Origin of the sequence: Ramlibacter humi, assembly GCF_004681975.1 — a bacterium.
Classification (GTDB): Bacteria; Pseudomonadota; Gammaproteobacteria; order Burkholderiales; family Burkholderiaceae_C; genus Ramlibacter; species Ramlibacter humi.
The window spans coordinates 1,321,578-1,337,189 of the sequence record NZ_SMLK01000001.1 but is presented as its reverse complement, the minus strand read 5'-3'; the positions used below and the strand labels follow the sequence as shown (position 1 = coordinate 1,337,189).

Here is a 15,612-nt window from a genome sequence, read left to right as displayed (position 1 = left end):
GTGCGGCGCCTACAGTCTTTCCATCGACGGCGCATGCGGCGCCGGTTCAACGCAGGAGAGTCACATGCTCACCCTTCGCAAGTCCCAGGAACGCGGCCATGCCAACCACGGCTGGCTGGACAGCCACCACAGCTTCTCTTTCGCCAACTACTACGACCCCGAGCACATGGGCTGGGGCAACCTGCGCGTGATCAACGAAGACCGCATCGCCCCGGGCACCGGCTTCGGCACGCACGGCCACCGCGACATGGAGATCATCAGCTACGTGCTGGAGGGCAACCTCGCGCACAAGGACAGCATGGGCAACGTCAAGGGCATCCCGCCCGGCGACGTGCAGCGCATGAGCGCCGGCAGCGGCGTGATGCACAGCGAGTTCAACCATGCGCCGCAGCAGACCACGCACTTCCTGCAGATCTGGATCGAGCCCAACGTGCGCGGCATCCCGCCCAGCTACGAGCAGAAGACGTTCGGCGAAGGCGACAAGCGCGGCAAGCTGCGCCTGGTGGCTTCGCCCGACTCGGCGGAAGGCTCGGTGAAGATCCACGCCGATGCCCGGGTGTACGCGGGCCTGCTCGACGGCGCGGAAGCGGCGCAGCTGCAGCTGGCCGACGGCCGCAAGGGCTACGTGCACCTGGTGCGCGGCGAACTCGACGTCAACGGCAAGCCGCTGAAGGCCGGCGATGCCGCCCTGCTGGACGGCGAGACCCGCGTCGAGCTGAAGAACGGCAAGCAGGCCGAGGTGCTGGTGTTCGACCTGCAGCCCTGAGCAACCCAACGGGCGGGAACCAGTTCCGCCCGGCAGTTTCCAACCCTTTTCCCTTCCCAACGGAGATCCGAAGATGAGCACCCTCACCCGCAACCGTTACGAGACCGGCGCTGTCGGCAACCCAGCCGCGCAGGACGTCGCCACCCTCGTCGGTCGCATCCTGCTGTCCTGGCTGTTCATCCCGGCCGGCTTTTCCAAGCTGATGGGCTTTTCCGGCATCGTGGGCTACATCGCGTCCAAGGGCGTGCCGATGCCCGAGGTCTGCGCGGCCATCGCCATCGTCTTCGAGCTGGGCTTCGGCATCGCGCTGCTGCTGGGCATCAAGGGCCGCTGGGCCGCGCTGGGCCTGGCGTTCTTCGTCGCGATGATCACGCCCATCTTCCACAACTTCTGGGCCGTGCCCGAAGCCCAGAAGATGATGCAGATGCAGTCGTTCTGGAAGAACATCGCCGTCGTCGGCGGCCTGCTGTTCGTGTTCGCCTTCGGGCCCGGCCGCTGGAGCATCGACGGCCGCTCCGCCCGCTAACCTGCGATTCCCGTCCCCCCACCGTCCGGGCGCGTACACGCGCGCCCGGCGGGACAACTCATCCCTGAAAAGCCTCCCGCAGAAAGAAACATGGCCTCCATCGCAGTCGTCTACCACTCGGGCTACGGCCACACGCAGCGCCAGGCGCAAGCCGTGGCCGAGGGCGCGGATGCCCACCTCATCGCCATCGACGCCGACGGCAACCTGCCCGGCGGCGCGTGGGAGCAGCTCCAGGCCGCCGACGCCATCGTCTTCGGCTCGCCCACCTACATGGGCGGCCCCAGCTGGCAGTTCAAGAAGTTCGCCGACGCTTCGTCCAGGCCCTGGTTCAGCTCGGCCTGGAAGGACAAGCTGTTCGCCGGCTTCACCAACAGCGCCAGCACCATCGGCGACAAGACGAGCACGCTGAACTACTTCATGACGCTGGCCATGCAGCACGGCGGCGTGTGGGTGGGCACCGGCATGCTGCCGTCCAACGCCAAGGCCCACACCCGCGACGACCTGAACTGGATGGGCATCTGGAGCGGCGCCGCATCGGTGTCGCATTCGGACGCGTCGCCCGCCGAGATGCATGCCGGCGACCTGAAGTTCGCCACCGAGTTCGGCAAGCGCGTGCGCGCGGTGGCGGAACGCTGGGCGCGCAAGTAAGCTCTTGGCCATGCCCGTCGTCCAGCAACTCATCGGCCAAGAGAAAGACCTGGGGGGCGGCTTCAAGGTCCGCCGCCTGCTGCCGGCCGCCCGCCGGCGCAGCGTCGGGCCTTTCGTCTTCTTCGACCACTTCGGTCCCGTGACGGAACACCCGCAGGACCAGCACGACGTGCGGCCGCACCCGCACATCGGGCTGGCCACGGTGACCTACCTGTTCGAGGGCGCGATGATGCACCGCGACAGCCTGGGCAGCGTGCAGCGCATCGAGCCGGGCGCCATCAACTGGATGACCGCGGGCCGCGGCATCGTGCACTCCGAGCGCAAGCCCGACGAGCTGCGCGGCAGCGAATTCACCAACCACGGTTTGCAGTTGTGGGTGGCGTTGCCGGAAGCGCTGGAGGAGACGGAGCCTTCGTTCCAGCACACGCCGGCGGACGCGATCCCCGAAGTGTCGTTCGGGCCGGCGCGTGTGCGCGTGCTGGTCGGCGAAGCTTTCGGGCAGCGCTCGCCCGTTGTCCCCGCGTCGCCGACGGTCTACCTCGATGTTTCCGTGCCGGGCGGCGGCGAGTTCGACCTGCCGGCGCTGGCGCCCGAGCTGGCGGTGTACCCGGTGGCCGGAGAAGTCACGATCGACGGCGAGCCGCTGGCCCCGCACCAGATGCTGGTGCTGGAGCCGGGCCGCGACGCGCGCGTGTCCGCGCGGCCCGACGCGCGCTTCGTCGTGGTGGGTGGGGAAACCGTCGGCCCACGCTTCATGTACTGGAACTTCGTCTCCAGCCGCAAGGAGCGCATCCTGGAAGCCAGCGACGAGTGGGCCGCGCAGCGGTTCCCTTCGGTGCCCGGCGACGACGTCGAGTTCATCCCCCTGCCGCCGACGCGGTTCACGCCGCCTGAGCCGATGTCCTGAAGACGGGGTCCGCAACGCAAGGGCGCAGAGCGAGCGCAGAGGATGCAGAGAAGACAAGGAATGCCTTTTTGAGGTTTCCCTCTGCGAACTCTGCGCTCGCACTGCGTTCTCTGCGCTGCGGACCCCGCTTTCATCGGCCGTATGATCCGGCGCGATGCAAGCCTTGACCATCCTCACGCTTCCCGACTGGCTGGCGCTGGTGTGGTTCGGCGCCGTGTGGACCGGCTATGCGTGGTACTCGCGCCGCGCCATCCGCTCGCATTCGACGCTGCTGGCCGTCACCAACGCGTGGCGCCGCCGCTGGATGCTGCAGGCCACGTACCGCGACCCGCGCGTGGTCGACGGCGTGATCGTGCAGAGCCTGTCGTCCAGCCCTTCGTTCTTCGCCTCGGCCACGCTGATCATCATCGGCGGCCTGCTGGCCCTGCTGGGCACCACCGACAAGGCGGCCGACTTCGTGCGCGAGATCCCGTTCGCCGCCCGCACCACCATGCTGGTGTTCGAGATCAAGCTGCTGGTGGTCATGGCGATCTTCGTGTTCGCCTTCTTCCGCTTCACCTGGTCGATGCGCCAGTACACGTTCGCGGCGCTGGTGCTGGGCTCCATGCCCGAGGCGGTGGAATTCGCGCAGGGCAAGGCGGAGCGCGAAGGCTTCGCCGAGCGCGCGGGCACGCTGGTGGGCATGGCGGCGGAGACGTTCAACGACGGCATCCGGGCCTACTACTTCTCGTTCGCCACGCTGGCCTGGTTCTTCTCGCCGCTGGCCTTCGCCATCGGGGCGGCCGTGGTCGCTTGCGTGCTGTACGCGCGCGAGTTCAATTCGCAGGTGCTGCATCTGCTGCGTGACTAAGGCTTCCGCGGCACCAGCGCGGCGTCCAGTTCCTCGCGCCCGTCGAAGACGAAACAGCGGCCGTGGAAATGTGCGCCGCCGGTTTCCTCGAAGTACTTCAGGATGCCGCCTTCCAGCTGCCACACGTGCTGCACGCCGGCGGCCTGCATTGCCAGCGCGGCTTTTTCGCAGCGGATGCCGCCGGTACAGAAGCTCACCACGGTCTTGCCGGCCAGCTCGCCCGCGTGCTCGCGCAGCGCGTTGGGGAAATCGCTGAACTTGTTCAGGCGCCAGTCGATGGCGCCTTCGAAGGTGCCGCAATCCACCTCGAAGCCATTGCGCGTGTCCAGCGTCACGACCGGACGGCCTTCGTCGTCGTGGCCTTGGTCCAGCCAGCGCTGCAGCGTGCGTGACTCGACGGCCGGCGCGCGGCCGTCATGCGGAACGATGGCCGGCTGGTCCATGCGGATGATCTCGCGCTTGGCCTTGACCACGAGCTTGCGGAAAGGCACGTGCGCCGAAGTGCTGCGCTTGACCTCGAAGCCGGTGAAACCGGGTTCGGCGCGCAACACGCCGAGGAACGATTCGACACCTTTGGGCGAGCCGGCCAGCGACAGGTTGACGCCTTCGTGCGCCAGCAGCACCGTGCCCTTGAGCGAAACCGCCGACGCGGCGGCGTGCAGGCGCCCCTGCAGCGCGGCCGGATCGGCCACGGGCGCGAACCGGTAACCGGCGACGTTCAGAACCTCTTGCACCGTGCGATTTTAGGGAAGGTCCGCAGGGCCGCTTCCCTACAATCGACACCATGTTCGTCCACCTGCGCTTGCACACCGAGTTTTCCGTCGTCGACGGCACCAACCGCATCGACGACGTCGTGGAGGCGGCGGCGAAAGACGGCCAGCCCGCGCTGGGCATCACGGACTTCAACAACCTCTTCGGCGGCATCAAGTTCTACAAGGCCGCGCGCGGCGCGGGCGTGAAGCCGCTGGTGGGCGCCGAACTGCTGGTGCAGGGCTTCGCGACCGATGCGGCCATGACGTCGCGCATCGTGGTGCTGGTGCAGAACCGCACCGGCTACCTGAACCTGTGCGAACTGCTGGCGCGCGCGTGGACGCTGAACGTGGTGCGCGCGCAGGGCGCGTGCAAGGCGGAATGGCTGCGCGAACTGGGCGAAGGCCTGATCGTGCTGTCCGGCGCGCAGGCAGGCCCCGTGGGGCAGGCGCTGGTGCAGGGCGATGCCGCGCGCGCCAGCCAGGTGGCGCTGGAGCTGGCTTCCATCTTCCCGCACCGCTTCTATCTGGAACTGCAGCGTGCGGGCCGACCTGATGACGAGACGCACGTGGCCGCGGCGGTGCAGCTGGCCGCCAACCTGAAGCTGCCCGTGGTGGCTTCGCATCCCGTTCAGTTCACCGCGCCCGACGACTACGAATCGCACGAAGCGCGCGTCTGCATCTCCGAAGGCGAGATCCTGGGCAACCCGCGCCGCGTGCGCAAGTTCACGCGCGAGCAGTACTTCAAGCCGTCCGCCGAGATGGAAGCGCTGTTCGCCGACGTACCTTCGGCCGTCGCCAACACGCTGGAGATCGCCAAGCGCTGCAACCTGGTGCTGGACCTGGGCAAGCCGCGGCTGCCCAACTTCCCCACGCCCAACGGCATGCCGATCGAGGACTACTTCCGGCACGCGTCGCATGAAGGCCTGGTGGAACGCATGGCCCACCTGTACCCCGATGCGGCGCAGCGCGGGAAGGAGATGCCGCGTTACGTGGAGCGGCTGGAGTTCGAGATCAACACCATCCTGAAGATGGGGTTCCCGGGCTACTTCCTGATCGTGGGCGACTTCATCAACTGGGCCAAGAACAACGGCTGCCCGGTGGGCCCGGGCCGCGGCTCGGGTGCCGGTTCGCTGGTGGCGTACGCGCTGAAGATCACCGACCTGGACCCGCTGCAGTACAACCTGCTGTTCGAGCGCTTCCTGAACCCGGAGCGCGTGTCGATGCCCGACTTCGACATCGACTTCTGCCAGGCCAACCGCGACCGCGTCATCGAGTACGTCAAGGACAAGTACGGGCGCGAGGCGGTGAGCCAGATCGCCACTTTCGGCACCATGGCCGCGCGCGCGGCCATCCGCGACGTGGGCCGCGTGCTGGACATGAGCTACACGTTCTGCGACGGCATCAGCAAGCTGATCCCCAACAAGCCGGGGCAGCACATCACCATCGCCGAGGCGATCAAGGTGGAGCCCATCCTGGCCGAGCGGCTGGACCGGGAAGACGAGGTCAAGACGCTGCTGGCCTTCGCGCAGAAGCTGGAGGGCATGACGCGCAACGTGGGCATGCACGCGGGCGGCGTGCTCATCGCCCCCGGCAAGCTGACCGATTTCACGCCGCTGTACCAGCAGCCGGGCAGCGACTCCGCGGTGAGCCAGTACGACAAGGACGACGTGGAGGCCGCGGGCCTGGTGAAGTTCGACTTCCTGGGCCTGGCCACGCTGACCATCCTGGAGATCGCCAAGGAGTTCATTCGCGCGCGCCACAAGGGACGGGAAGACTTCGTGTTCGAGAACGTGCCGCTGGACGACGCGCGCACGTACAAGCTCTTCGCCGACGGCAAGACCGAAGCCGTGTTCCAGTTCGAATCGCGCGGCATGCAGGGCATGCTGCGCGACGCGCGGCCCACGCGGCTGGAAGACCTGATCGCGCTGAACGCCCTGTACCGCCCGGGTCCCATGGACCTGATCCCCAGCTTCGTCGCGCGCAAGCACGGCCGCGAGGAAGTGGAGTACCCGCACCCGCTGGTGTCGGAGATGCTCTCGGAAACCTACGGGATCATGGTCTACCAGGAGCAGGTGATGCAGACGGCGCAGATCCTGGGCGGCTACACGCTGGGCGGCGCCGACCTGTTGCGCCGGGCCATGGGCAAGAAGAAGGCCGAGGAGATGGCCAAGCACCGCGAGATCTTCCGCGAGGGCGCCGCGAAGAACGGCATCGCGACGGAGAAGGCGGACGAGATCTTCGACCTGATGGAGAAGTTCGCGGGCTACGGCTTCAACAAGTCGCACGCCGCCGCGTACTCGCTGCTGGCCTACCACACGGGCTGGCTGAAGGTGCACTACACGGCCGAGTTCTTCTGCTCGAACATGACCGTGGAAATGGACAACACCGACAAGCTCAAGGTGCTGTTCGAGGACGCGATGAAGCACTTCGGGCTCTCGTTCGAGCCGCCCGACGTCAACCGCGGCGTGTACCGTTTCGAGCCGGTGTCGGACAAGGTCATCCGCTACGGCCTGGGCGCGGTGAAGGGCACCGGCCAGTTGGCCATCGAGTGCATCGTGCGCGCGCGCGAAGAAGGCGGGCCGTTCAAGAGCCTGTTCGACTTCTGTTGCCGCGTCGACCGCACGCGCATCAACAAGCGCACGGTGGAAGCGCTGATCAAGGCCGGCGCCTTCGATGCGCTGCAGCTCAATCGCGCCGCGCTGGTCGCGTCCATCGACCGCGCCTTCGACTTCGCCAACGCCGCCGAAGCCAACGCCAACCAGGGCGGCCTGTTCGACATGGGCGACTCGCATGCCGCCAGCACGCAGGAGCCGCCGCTGGTGGAAGCCATGCCCTGGGGCGTGAAGGAGAGGCTGACTTTCGAGAAGACGGCCGTCGGCTTCTACCTCTCGGGCCACCTGTTCGACGAGGTGGCGATGGAGGTGCGGCGCTTCGTGCGCACGGCCATCGACGACCTGGTGGACAGCCGCGAACCGCAGCTGCTGGCCGGCATCGTCAGCGACTTCCGCGTGATCAACGGGCAGCGCGGCAAGCTGGCCCTGTTCAAGCTGGACGACAAGTCGGGCGTGATCGAGGCCACCGCCGACGAGAACGTGATCAACGCCAACCGCAACCTGCTCAAGGACGACGAACTGGTCATCGTGCAGGGCCGCCTGCAGCCGGACCGCTTCTCCGGCGGCTACCGCCTGCAGGTGCAGCAGGCGTGGGACCTGGCGACGGCGCGCTGCCGCTTCGGCAAGTTCCTGCGCGTGGCCGTCAACGGCAAGGCGCCGGACGTGCAGCGGCTGGTGCGCGAATTCCCGGCGCGGCGCGAGCAGACGGAGCAGGGCGAACTGGTGCGCGGCCTGCCCGTGCGCCTGGCCTTGCGCCGCGACAACGCGGTGGCGGAACTGCAGCTGGGCGAGGTGGCGCGCTTCTACCCGACGGATGCCGCGCTGGCCAGCTGGATGGCGCAGGCCGACGGCGGGCAGGCGCAGATCGTTTACGACGCGGGCTGAGGCTAGCCCCGCACATACCGTGTCATTCCGGCGAACGCCGGAATCCACCTCCTGCACGTCGAGCGCGCACGTCTGAGGTGGGGAGATGGATGCCGGGCCAAGCCCGGCAAGACAGGGTTGGGGGAGGGTGCCCGCGCGTTCAGCGCTTGGGCCGCATCTTCACCGGGAAGTCCTGCTCGTAGTGTCCGTCCACGTCGGCAGGGATGCGTTCGCTGCGCTCGATGGCGCGCACGGCCGCTTCATCCCACGCAGGGTTGCCGCTGGAGCGGATGAGCCTCGCGCTGAGGATGAAGCCGGAAGGCGACACCTTCACCTGCACCTCCGCTTCCGGATTGCCGGAGATGGTTTCCACGCCGCCGGGGAACACCACGTTGCGCTGGAAGATGGCGGACAGGCGGCCGGCGTAGCTGGCGCTGGGGCCGGTGGATCGCATTGCCGTGCCGGAGGCGTCGCGTGCGCCCGTCGCGCCGGCCAGGCCCTGGATGCGGCGCAGGTTCTCTTCGCGCAGCTTGGCCACGCGCTGCTCGTCTTCCTGCTGGCGGCGCGTCTTCGCCTGGTCTTCCTTCTTCTTCGCCTCCGCAGCCAGCTTTTCCTGCTCCTTGCGGCGGGCGGCTTCTTCTTCCTTCTTCTTCTGCGCCGCGGCCTGGCGCTTCTCGGCTTCCTGCCGGCGCGCCTCTTCCTGCGCGGCGCGCTGCTTCTCGCGTTCCAGGGCGATGTCGGCTTCGCGCTGCGCGGGTGGTGGAGCGGGTGTCGGCGCGGGGGCCGGCGGCGGTGGGGGCGCGGGCGGCGGCTCCGCCGGGCGCGGCGCGGCTTGCTGCACGGTGTTGGACCACAGCTCGGCCTCGACGGCGACGGTGGCGTCGTCGCGCTTCCACTTCAGGCCCCAGCTGAGGCCCAGCACCAGCACGGCGTGCGCCAGCAGCGCCAGGCCGATGGAGCGCGGCAGCCCGCCCTCGTGGGGCGGCAGGAATTCCGGACGTCCGCTGGCGTGCATGCGGTCAGCGGGCCAGTTGCACCGACAGGCCCACGCGCTGCACGCCGGCGCGCTGCAGCGTGTCCATCACCATGACCACCGTCTCGTACTTGACGGAGCGGTCGGCGCTGATCACCACGGCCACGGAACCGGGCGGCTGGCCTGCCTGCGCGCCGACGATGGCGCCGGCCAGGCCGGCCAGCGACATCGAGCGCGATTCGGTGCCCGACTTGAGCACCAGCTTCTCGTCCTTGCCGATCACGACTTCCAGCTTGCGGTCTGGCTGGCGGTTGGCCTTGCCCACGCTGGGCAGGTCGATCAGGCTGGGCGTGATGAGCGGCGCGGTGACCATGAAGATGATCAGCAGCACCAGCATCACGTCGATGAACGGGACCATGTTGATCTCGTTGATCGTGCGGCGGCCTCGGCCGCGGGACACCACGCTGGGCATGTCAGTGCCCCGGCATCGTGCCGCCCACCGCGGCGCTGATGTTGCGCTGGAGGATGTTGGAGAACTCCTCGATGAAGGTCTCCAGCTTGATGGCCACGCGGTCGATGTCGCGCGCGAAGCGGTTGTACGCCACCACCGCGGGAATGGCCGCGAACAGGCCGATGGCCGTGGCCACCAGCGCTTCGGCGATGCCGGGTGCCACCGTGGCCAGCGTCACCTGCTGCAGGCTGGCCAGGCCGGTGAAGGCGTGCATGATGCCCCATACCGTGCCGAACAGGCCGACGTAAGGTGACACCGAGCCCACGGAGGCCAGGAACGACAGGTGCGATTCCACCGCGTCCACCTCGCGCTGGTAGCTGGCGCGCATGGCGCGCCGCGCGCCGTCCAGCAGCGTGCCGGGGTCGGCGATGCGCCTTTCGCGCAGCTTCTGGTATTCGCGCATGCCGCTGGCGAAGATGCGTTCCATGGGGCCGGCGGTCCTGGCGTTCTGCGCCGCGCTGGCGAACAGCTCGTTCAGGCTGGTGCCCGACCAGAACTCGCGTTCGAAGTCTTCGTTGAGCGACTTCACTCGCTTCAGGGAGAACAGCTTGCCGAAGATGGCGGCCCAGCTGGCGACGGAAACCGCCACCAGCAGCGCCATGACGAGCTGCACCACCCAGCTGGCGCCCAGCACGAGCTGGACGATGGAGAGGTCCTGGTTCATCGGTTGAGTGCTTCTAGGATCATCGGGGGGATTCTGGCAGGCCTCAGCGTGGCGGCTTCGACCCAGCCGATGCGGATGGTGCCCTCGGCCAGGACCTGGCCGCCAGGCTGTTGCAGAGCTTGCTGTTCGATCGTCATGGACGCCCGTCCAGCCGATTGGAGCTGGGCCGTGGCCAGAAGTTCGTCGTCCAGCATGGCCGGGCGAAGATAGCGCACCGCCGTTTCGGCGACGACGAAGATGCCGCCGGTGGCTTCCCGCAGCTTCGACTGCTCCAGGCCCAGCGAGCGCAGCCATTCGGTGCGCGCCCGCTCGAAGAATTTCAGGTAGTTGGCGTAGAAGACGATGCCGCCCGCGTCGGTGTCTTCCCAGTACACCCGGATGGGGAACGCGAACGCGCGGCCCGCCATCAGGGCGCCATCTCCTTGAGCCGCTGGACCGCTTCGCGCAGGTGTTCCATGCTGCTGGCGGTGGAGAATCGGATGAAGTTCGCGGTCTGCGCCGTGCCGAAGTCGCGGCCCGGCGTGACGGCCACGTGGGCACGCTTCATGATTTCGAACGCCATCTCCCAGCTGCTGCCGATGCCCAGCTTGCGGCACCACGAGGAGCAGTCGGCCCAGGCGTAGAGCGCGCCATCGGGCACCACCGGCACCGTCAGGCCCAATTCGTTCAGCGCCGGGATGAAGAAGTCGCGGCGCGCCTTGAATTCCGCGCGGCGCCGCTCGTACTCGGCGATGCTTTCCGGCTCGAAGCAGGCGAGGGCCGCGTGCTGCGACACCGTGCTGGGGCAGATGAACAGGTTCTGCGCCAGGCGCTCCAGCACCGGCACCAGCGCGGGCGGCACCACCAGCCAGCCCAGGCGCCAGCCGGTCATGTTGAAGTACTTGGAAAAGCTGTTGACGCTGACCACGTCGTCGCCCAGCGCCAGCGCCGACTGGCCGAAGCGCTCGTCGTACGACAGGCCCAGGTAGATCTCGTCCAGCAGCGTGATGCCGCCTCGCGCCTTCACCACTTCATGGATGCGGCGCAGTTCCGCCGGATCGATGGACGTGCCGGTGGGGTTGGAAGGCGAGGCCAGCAGCACGCCGCGCGTGCGCTCGTTCCAGTGCGACTCGACCTGCGCGGCCGAAAGCTGGAAGCGGTCCTGCGCGGTGGTCGGGACCAGCACCGCCGTGCCTTCCGCGGCGCTGACGAAGTGCCGGTTGCAGGGGTAGCTGGGATCCGGCATCAGGATCTCGTCGCCGGCTTCCACCAGCGCCAGGCAGGCGAGCTGCAGCGCGGCGGAAGCGCCTGCGGTGACCACGATGCGCGATGCGGGCACGTCGAGGTGGAAGCGCTGGCGGTACCAGCCGCCGATGCGCTCGCGCAGCGAATCCAGGCCCATCGCGTTGGTGTACTGCGTGTGGCCGGCGCTCACCGCGCGGGCCGCGGCTTCGCGCACCAGCGGGGGCGCGGTGAAGTCGGGTTCGCCGATGTTCAGGAAGATCATCGGCCTGTCGCTGCGGGCGACGTCGCGCGCCAGCTGCTGCGCGGCCTTGGCCACTTCCATCACGTAGAACGGCTCGATGCGCTCGGCGCGGCGGGCGATGCGCAGGTTCACGGTCGCGCCTTTCCGGCCGCCTTGTCGGCTTCGACTTCCGCCGCGCGCAGCTTCGGGGCCAGGCCGTTGAGCACGCCGTTGACGTACTTGTGGCCGTCGGTGCCGCCGAACTCCTTGGCGAGTTCCACGCACTCGTTGATGACCACGCGCCAGGGCACGTCGGCCGCGTGCTGGAATTCCCACACGCCGATCCACATCACCGCGTGCTCGATGGGCGAGATCTCGGCCAGTTTGCGATCGAGCAAGGGGACGATGAGTTCGTCCAGCGCCTGCGCGTTTTCGATGCAGCCGTGCAGCAGCGCGTCGTAGTGCGCCGAGTCGGCCTTGTGGAAGCCGGCCAGGTCGCGCGTGAAATGGTCGATGGCGGTGGCGTCGTTGCGGCCCACCAGGTGCTGGTACAGCGCCTGCAGCGCGAATTCGCGCGCGCGCGTGCGGCCCGACTTGGCCGATGCCTTGCGCGCGCCGGTGGCGGTGCGGCCGGGCGCGCGGGGCGGCAGCTTGCGTTCTTCTTCCATCACAGCCCGTCCAGCAGGTTGGCCATCTCCACCACCACGCGCGCGGCGTCCACGCCCTTTTCGGTCTGGCGCGCGATGGCCTGCTCGAGGTTCTCGGTGGTGAGGATGACGTTGGCGACGGGCAGCTGGTAGTCCAGGCTGACGCGCGTGACGCCGGCGGCCGATTCGTTGGCCACCAGCTCGAAGTGGTAGGTCTCGCCGCGGATCACGCAGCCCAGCGCCACCAGGGCGTCGTACTTGCCCTTCTCGGCCAGCGCCTGCAGCGCCACCGGCACTTCCAGCGCGCCGGGGACCCGCACGTGGTCGATGTCACGCGGTGCCACGCCCAGGCGGGCGAGTTCGTCCTTGCAGGCCTGCGCCAGCGCGTTGGTGATGCTCTCGTTCCAGCGGGCCTGGACGATGCCGATGCACAGGCCTTCGCCCTGCAGGTGATCGGCCTTGCCTTTTTCGGCGCCAAACATTCGTTCGTTCTTTCCTTGTTTATTTCGCGTCCGGCGCCAGGTGGCCGGTGATCTCGAGGCCGTAGCCCGCCATGCTGGGCAGGCGGCGCGGCGTGCCCAGCAGCGTCATGCGGTGCACGCCGCAATCGCGCAGGATCTGCGCGCCTATGCCGTAGGTGCGCAGGTCCATGCGGCCGCGCTCGGGCGCCTGCGCGGCGCGCGCGGTGCCTTCGAACTGCGCCAGCAGCTGGCCGGCCGACTCGCCGCAATTGAGCAGCACCGCGACCCCGCGGCCCGCCCTGGCGATGTGCTGCAGGCTGGCGTCCAGGCTCCACGAATGCATGGCGCGGCCGGTTTCCAGCGCGTCCAGCACCGACAGCGGCTCGTGCACGCGCACGGGGATGGATTCGCCGGCGCCCCATTCGCCCTTCACCAGCGCCAGGTGCAGGCCCTGGCTGGGCTGGTCGTGCCAGGCGTGCGCGGTGAAGGTGCCGTAGGCCGTCTGCAGCGTGCGCGTGCCGACCTTCTTCACCAGCGATTCGTTGCGGCTGCGGTACTCGATCAGGTCGGCGATGGTGCCGATCTTCAGGCCGTGTCCGGCGGCGAACACCTGCAGGTCCGGCAGGCGGGCCATGGTGCCGTCGTCCTTCATCACCTCGCAGATCACGGCCGCGGGCGTCAGGCCCGCCATGGTGGCCAGGTCGCAGCCGGCTTCGGTGTGGCCGGCTCGCATCAGCACGCCGCCGTCCACCGCCTGCAGCGGAAAGATGTGGCCCGGCTGCACCAGGTCTTCGGCCTTCGCGTCGCGCGCGACGGCGGCCTGCACGGTGCGGGCGCGGTCGGCGGCGGAGATGCCGGTGGTGACGCCTTCGGCGGCCTCGATGGAGACCGTGAACGCGGTGCCCATCTTCGTGCCGTTGCGCGCCACCATGGGCGGCAGGCGCAGGCGCTCGCAGCGTTCGCGCGACAGCGTCAGGCAGATCAGGCCGCGGCCGAAGCGGGCCATGAAGTTGATGGCTTCGGGCGTGACGTGGTCGGCGGCCAGGACCAGGTCGCCTTCGTTCTCGCGGTCTTCTTCGTCGACCAGGATGACCATGCGGCCGGCCTTGATCTCGGCGACGACCTCCTCGACGGGCGAGATGCCCACGGTGGGCGCGCTCATGCGGCTTCCTTCGCGGCGGCGGGCGCCAGCATGCGCTCGACGTAGCGCGCAATGAGGTCGATCTCCAGGTTCACGCGGCTGCCGGCGCGCAGCGCGTGCAGCGCGGTGTTCTGCACGGTGTGGGGGACGAGGTTGATGCTGAGCTCGCAGCCTTCGGCGAGGTCCTTCACCTGGTTCACGGTGAGGCTGACGCCGTTGACGGTGACCGAGCCCTTGTAGGCCAGGTACTTCGCGAGGAAGGCGGGCGCGAGGATGCGCAGCTCGTGGCTTTCGCCCACGGGCTCGAACCGCGTGACGGTGCCGATGCCGTCCACGTGGCCGGACACGATGTGGCCGCCCAGGCGGTCGTGCGCGCGCAGCGCCTTTTCCAGGTTGATGGGGCCGGGTTCGGCCAGGCCGCTGGTCTTGTCCAGCGATTCGGCGGAGACGTCGACGGTGAAGGCGTTGCGGGACGGATCGAGGGTGGTGACGGTCATGCAGGCGCCGTTGAGCGCGATGCTGTCCCCCAGGCCCACGTCCTCCAGGTAGCCGGCGGGTGCCTCGACCGTCAGGCGCTTGCCGTGCGAGGCCGAGCCGCCGAGGCCGTGGACGGCGGCGATGCGCCCCACGCCGGTGATGATTCCGGTGAACATCCCCGCATTTTCGCAGGGATCGGAACCGGGCCTCCGCGTGACGGTCCGGCAGCCCTGCGGCAGGCCGGGCACGGGTGGCACTAGAAGGCGTCGCGGCCGCGCACGCGCGCGAGGATGCGCAGGTCCGGGCCGATGGGCTCGACGGACGTGAAATCGAGCATGGTCGCGTCGTCCAGCTTCGCCAGCGGGCCGAACGCCGCCATCTCCCGGCCCGCCCCCAGCAGCCTGGGCGCCAGGTACACCAGGAATTCGTCGACCAGTCCTTCGCGGACCAGCGAGCCATTCAGCTTGTGGCCGGCCTCGACGTGCAGTTCGTTCACTCCGCGCTTGCCCAGGTCGCGCAAGAGGGCCGCGAGGTCCACCTTGCCGTTCGGGCCGGGCAGGGCGATCACTTCGGCACCGAGCGCGCGCACCTTGTCCGCGCGGGCCGCATCGGCCTGCGCCGTGTAGATCCAGAGGCGCCGTCCGGGCTGGAACAGGCGCGCGCTGGCGGGCAGTTCCAGCCGGCTGTCGACCAGCACGACGTCGGGCTGGCGCGGCGCCGGCGCCATGCGCACGTCCAGCCGGGGATCGTCTTCCAGCACCGTGCCGATGCCGGTGAGCACGGCGCCCGCGCGGGCGCGCCAGGCGTGGCCGTCGGCGCGCGCGGGCTCCTGCGTGATCCACTGGCTGGTGCCGTCGGGCAGGGCGGTGCGGCCATCCAGCGAGGCCGCGACCTTCAGCCGCACCCAGGGCGTGCCGCGCACCATGCGGCTGAAGAAGCCGAGGTTCAGCTCGCGCGTTTCGGCGGCGCCGCCGCCCACGTCCACTTGCACGCCGGCAGCACGAAGGCGTTCGAAGCCCTGGCCGGCCACCAGCGGGTTGGGGTCCTGGCAGGAGGCGACCACGCGTGCGATGCCCGCGGCCACCAGCGCATCGCAGCAGGGGCCGGTGCGGCCGTGGTGCGAGCACGGTTCGAGCGTCACGTAGGCGGTGGCGCCCGCCACGTCGTGGCCGGCGGCCTTCGCCGCGCGCAGGGCGACGATCTCGGCGTGCGGTCCGCCTGCCTGCTGCGTGTGGCCTTCGCCCAGCACCGTGCCGTCGGACCGCGCGATGACGCAGCCCACGCGCGGGTTGGGCTCGCTCAGGCCGATGGACTTGCGGGCCAGCTCAAGCGCCCGGCGGATGAAGGGATGGGTTTCGGGAGGCATCGC

At 69.0% G+C, this 15,612-nt stretch carries 17 protein-coding genes; 6 read left to right on the top strand and 11 right to left on the bottom strand.

Annotated elements, in window-relative coordinates; genetic code table 11:
• The first annotated feature begins 64 nt into the window (after nucleotides 1-64).
• The 5 genes from EZ216_RS06245 (at nucleotide 65) to EZ216_RS06225 (ending at nucleotide 3,697) form a co-directional block, all read left to right on the top strand.
• Nucleotides 65-766: a pirin family protein gene (locus EZ216_RS06245; protein WP_135248809.1), complete on the top strand. Its 702-nt coding sequence runs from the start codon at nucleotides 65-67 to the stop codon at nucleotides 764-766.
• A 73-nt stretch (nucleotides 767-839) separates the two neighbouring features.
• On the top strand, nucleotides 840-1,292 hold the full coding sequence (locus EZ216_RS06240; protein ID WP_135248807.1) for a DoxX family protein: 453 nt from the start codon (nucleotides 840-842) through the stop codon (nucleotides 1,290-1,292).
• 90 nt (nucleotides 1,293-1,382) lie between these two features.
• Complete coding sequence (locus EZ216_RS06235) at nucleotides 1,383-1,940, top strand: flavodoxin family protein (RefSeq protein ID WP_135248805.1); 558 nt, start codon at nucleotides 1,383-1,385, stop codon at nucleotides 1,938-1,940.
• A gap of 10 nt (nucleotides 1,941-1,950) precedes the next feature.
• Nucleotides 1,951-2,847 (top strand): pirin family protein, encoded by an 897-nt coding sequence (locus EZ216_RS06230; RefSeq protein ID WP_135248803.1) that lies wholly within the window; start codon nucleotides 1,951-1,953, stop codon nucleotides 2,845-2,847.
• 154 nt (nucleotides 2,848-3,001) lie between these two features.
• Nucleotides 3,002-3,697, top strand: a complete 696-nt coding sequence (locus EZ216_RS06225) for a DUF599 domain-containing protein (RefSeq protein ID WP_135248801.1) — start codon at nucleotides 3,002-3,004, stop codon at nucleotides 3,695-3,697.
• On the opposite strand, the gene EZ216_RS06220 is transcribed toward EZ216_RS06225, so the two are convergent.
• Nucleotides 3,694-4,431, bottom strand: coding sequence for a sulfurtransferase (locus EZ216_RS06220; protein ID WP_135248799.1), 738 nt, complete (start codon nucleotides 4,429-4,431; stop codon nucleotides 3,694-3,696). The genes EZ216_RS06225 and EZ216_RS06220 overlap by 4 nt on opposite strands.
• 50 nt (nucleotides 4,432-4,481) lie before the next feature.
• Between EZ216_RS06220 and dnaE the strand changes: the two genes are divergently transcribed.
• Nucleotides 4,482-7,946 (top strand): DNA polymerase III subunit alpha, encoded by a 3,465-nt coding sequence (gene dnaE, locus EZ216_RS06215; protein ID WP_135248797.1) that lies wholly within the window; start codon nucleotides 4,482-4,484, stop codon nucleotides 7,944-7,946.
• A gap of 139 nt (nucleotides 7,947-8,085) precedes the next feature.
• Here the strand turns inward: dnaE and tolA are convergent, their stop codons facing one another.
• The 10 genes from tolA to ribD all read right to left on the bottom strand — a co-directional run bounded on the left by tolA (nucleotide 8,086) and on the right by ribD (nucleotide 15,609).
• On the bottom strand, nucleotides 8,086-8,940 hold the full coding sequence (tolA, locus tag EZ216_RS06210; protein WP_135248795.1) for a cell envelope integrity protein TolA: 855 nt from the start codon (nucleotides 8,938-8,940) through the stop codon (nucleotides 8,086-8,088).
• Nucleotides 8,941-8,944: 4 nt separating this feature from the next.
• The gene (locus EZ216_RS06205; protein ID WP_135248793.1) at nucleotides 8,945-9,370 is read right to left on the bottom strand and encodes a biopolymer transporter ExbD; all 426 of its coding nucleotides are present in this window, start codon (nucleotides 9,368-9,370) and stop codon (nucleotides 8,945-8,947) included.
• Nucleotide 9,371: 1 nt separating this feature from the next.
• Nucleotides 9,372-10,073, bottom strand: coding sequence for a protein TolQ (gene tolQ, locus EZ216_RS06200; protein ID WP_135248791.1), 702 nt, complete (start codon nucleotides 10,071-10,073; stop codon nucleotides 9,372-9,374).
• Entirely contained in the window at nucleotides 10,070-10,480 is a 411-nt protein-coding gene (ybgC, locus tag EZ216_RS06195) for a tol-pal system-associated acyl-CoA thioesterase (RefSeq protein ID WP_135248789.1), read from the bottom strand. The genes tolQ and ybgC overlap by 4 nt, the downstream gene beginning before the upstream one ends.
• A complete protein-coding gene (locus EZ216_RS06190) occupies nucleotides 10,480-11,664 on the bottom strand; it encodes a pyridoxal phosphate-dependent aminotransferase (protein ID WP_135249133.1) in 1,185 nt (394 codons plus the stop codon). The genes ybgC and EZ216_RS06190 overlap by 1 nt, the downstream gene beginning before the upstream one ends.
• Before the next feature lie 2 nt (nucleotides 11,665-11,666).
• Nucleotides 11,667-12,185, bottom strand: a complete 519-nt coding sequence (nusB, locus tag EZ216_RS06185; protein WP_135248787.1) for a transcription antitermination factor NusB — start codon at nucleotides 12,183-12,185, stop codon at nucleotides 11,667-11,669.
• Nucleotides 12,185-12,646 carry a 6,7-dimethyl-8-ribityllumazine synthase gene (gene ribH, locus EZ216_RS06180; RefSeq protein ID WP_135248785.1) on the bottom strand — a complete coding sequence of 154 codons (462 nt, stop codon included), beginning with the start codon at nucleotides 12,644-12,646 and terminating at the stop codon, nucleotides 12,185-12,187. The genes nusB and ribH overlap by 1 nt, the downstream gene beginning before the upstream one ends.
• Before the next feature lie 19 nt (nucleotides 12,647-12,665).
• Entirely contained in the window at nucleotides 12,666-13,787 is a 1,122-nt protein-coding gene (gene ribBA / locus EZ216_RS06175) for a bifunctional 3,4-dihydroxy-2-butanone-4-phosphate synthase/GTP cyclohydrolase II (protein WP_135248783.1), read from the bottom strand.
• A complete protein-coding gene (locus tag EZ216_RS06170; protein ID WP_135248781.1) occupies nucleotides 13,784-14,419 on the bottom strand; it encodes a riboflavin synthase in 636 nt (211 codons plus the stop codon). The genes ribBA and EZ216_RS06170 overlap by 4 nt, the downstream gene beginning before the upstream one ends.
• A gap of 80 nt (nucleotides 14,420-14,499) precedes the next feature.
• Nucleotides 14,500-15,609 (bottom strand): bifunctional diaminohydroxyphosphoribosylaminopyrimidine deaminase/5-amino-6-(5-phosphoribosylamino)uracil reductase RibD, encoded by a 1,110-nt coding sequence (ribD, locus tag EZ216_RS06165; RefSeq protein ID WP_135248779.1) that lies wholly within the window; start codon nucleotides 15,607-15,609, stop codon nucleotides 14,500-14,502.
• Nucleotides 15,610-15,612 lie beyond the last annotated feature (3 nt).

Coding starts and splice junctions, on each gene's coding strand:
- EZ216_RS06245 (WP_135248809.1), top strand. CDS start 65: ATGCTCACCCTTCGCAAGTCCCAGGAACGCGGCCATGCCAACCACGGC.
- EZ216_RS06240 (WP_135248807.1), top strand. CDS start 840: ATGAGCACCCTCACCCGCAACCGTTACGAGACCGGCGCTGTCGGCAAC.
- EZ216_RS06235 (WP_135248805.1), top strand. CDS start 1,383: ATGGCCTCCATCGCAGTCGTCTACCACTCGGGCTACGGCCACACGCAG.
- EZ216_RS06230 (WP_135248803.1), top strand. CDS start 1,951: ATGCCCGTCGTCCAGCAACTCATCGGCCAAGAGAAAGACCTGGGGGGC.
- EZ216_RS06225 (WP_135248801.1), top strand. CDS start 3,002: ATGCAAGCCTTGACCATCCTCACGCTTCCCGACTGGCTGGCGCTGGTG.
- dnaE (WP_135248797.1), top strand. CDS start 4,482: ATGTTCGTCCACCTGCGCTTGCACACCGAGTTTTCCGTCGTCGACGGC.
- tolA (WP_135248795.1), bottom strand. CDS start 8,940: ATGCACGCCAGCGGACGTCCGGAATTCCTGCCGCCCCACGAGGGCGGG.
- EZ216_RS06205 (WP_135248793.1), bottom strand. CDS start 9,370: ATGCCCAGCGTGGTGTCCCGCGGCCGAGGCCGCCGCACGATCAACGAG.
- tolQ (WP_135248791.1), bottom strand. CDS start 10,073: ATGAACCAGGACCTCTCCATCGTCCAGCTCGTGCTGGGCGCCAGCTGG.
- ybgC (WP_135248789.1), bottom strand. CDS start 10,480: ATGGCGGGCCGCGCGTTCGCGTTCCCCATCCGGGTGTACTGGGAAGAC.
- nusB (WP_135248787.1), bottom strand. CDS start 12,185: ATGGAAGAAGAACGCAAGCTGCCGCCCCGCGCGCCCGGCCGCACCGCC.
- ribH (WP_135248785.1), bottom strand. CDS start 12,646: ATGTTTGGCGCCGAAAAAGGCAAGGCCGATCACCTGCAGGGCGAAGGC.
- ribBA (WP_135248783.1), bottom strand. CDS start 13,787: ATGAGCGCGCCCACCGTGGGCATCTCGCCCGTCGAGGAGGTCGTCGCC.
- EZ216_RS06170 (WP_135248781.1), bottom strand. CDS start 14,419: ATGTTCACCGGAATCATCACCGGCGTGGGGCGCATCGCCGCCGTCCAC.
- ribD (WP_135248779.1), bottom strand. CDS start 15,609: ATGCCTCCCGAAACCCATCCCTTCATCCGCCGGGCGCTTGAGCTGGCC.